At 33.3% G+C, this 1,269-nt stretch carries 2 protein-coding genes; one reads left to right on the top strand and one right to left on the bottom strand.

What is annotated here, in order from left to right:
- Window positions 1-104 precede the first annotated feature (104 nt).
- A complete protein-coding gene (locus NL42_RS07830) occupies window positions 105-323 on the top strand; it encodes a hypothetical protein (RefSeq protein ID WP_004789113.1) in 219 nt (72 codons plus the stop codon).
- A 39-nt stretch (window positions 324-362) separates the two neighbouring features.
- Here the strand turns inward: NL42_RS07830 and NL42_RS07825 are convergent, their stop codons facing one another.
- The gene (locus tag NL42_RS07825; RefSeq protein ID WP_461312349.1) at window positions 363-1,268 is read right to left on the bottom strand and encodes a lipooligosaccharide outer core biosynthesis glycosyltransferase GtrOC6; all 906 of its coding nucleotides are present in this window, start codon (window positions 1,266-1,268) and stop codon (window positions 363-365) included.
- Window position 1,269 lies beyond the last annotated feature (1 nt).

Genomic DNA, 1,269 nt, shown 5'->3' with positions numbered 1-1,269 from the left:
CATAATTTTAATTTTTCTACATAATTGACTCAATTTAGACTCTATTGAGATGAGAGTGGGCAAATGGCATAATATCCCCACTTTTTCTCCCTTGGTGATTCATTATGGCAATGCGCCCTGATGTACGTCGACATGCTTTAATCGTAATTGTATTCTCTCTTGCGCAGTGGTTTTTCATGCGCTATATCCTTGCAAATGAATTATTTAACATCACTACAAATCAACGTATTCTTTATTTCTGCGTAAGTAGCTTAGCAGGTGCATTGCTTATTTTTGTTGCGCTGATTTATATGGTTTTAAAAGGAAATGCGGATAAAAATTAATATCCGCTTCCCCTCATAAAATTTAAATAATCCTAAAATTTATTTCCCAATATAGTTATCGCATAACTGTATCAATTCCGGATGTCTATCATGCTGATGGACAATAGGAATGATCTTTTGGTTACGATTGATAATAAGACCTTGATCATTAATCGTAATTCGATCTATTGGATATAATCCAAGAGTTACAATAATAGACTCAAATGGCTGACAGCGAGTTACATCAGCTAAATCATTGGTAATTAATAATTTATTATGCATTGCCTGATCATAAATTCTTTCAGACATTTTTTGATATGGCTGTTTGCAGAACTCTTCAATCATTTTATTGATATAGACTTTAATCGAGTTCATATCTCCAATTGTGACGCCTGAGCACGAAACCTGCTCATCTTTCGCACTATTATAAAAACCATCTCCATATGCATCGATAATCCATTTTTGATTATATTGCTCAGTGCCTATCGTATAATCTGGATTTTCCATACCAACAAAGAGCCCTCTGCCAAGGTCCTTAAAAGGATTACCCTGAAAAAAAACATCTCGCACATCGCTGAGCAGCACATGTGAAGCATCAGGATGACTTTCTACAACTTCTTTATATTCAAAAAAGCGACTCACATGCGGATAGCCTGTGATTTTAAGGGCTTTTATTTTTGAATCAGGAACTGCTTCATTTACAGTTAATCCAATAATTTTCTTAAGAATATTCTTTATAAACTTAACCTTATAAATACCTGAGTATTTTGACTTTGATTTAAATTTCCCAATCGTTGAAACTTTAAATTCAATTTTAAAATTTTTAATATCTGAAAATGCATTAACAAACTCTGGCATTTGCTCTTTATAGATAATTAAAGTCAAAATGCCATCAAAGTCTGTCTTTTCCAAAGAATATACAAAAGAAGAAATGAGGTCAGCACTGTATCCAGTTGCTGACCCGATA

This window comes from Acinetobacter sp. GN11, assembly GCF_054823985.1.
Note: the sequence above shows the minus strand (reverse complement) of the source record. Positions and strands in the feature narration are given on the sequence as shown.

Excerpts from the sequence above, each read along its gene's own strand:
- NL42_RS07830 (WP_004789113.1), top strand. The coding sequence starts at position 105 with ATGGCAATGCGCCCTGATGTACGTCGACATGCTTTAATCGTAATTGTA.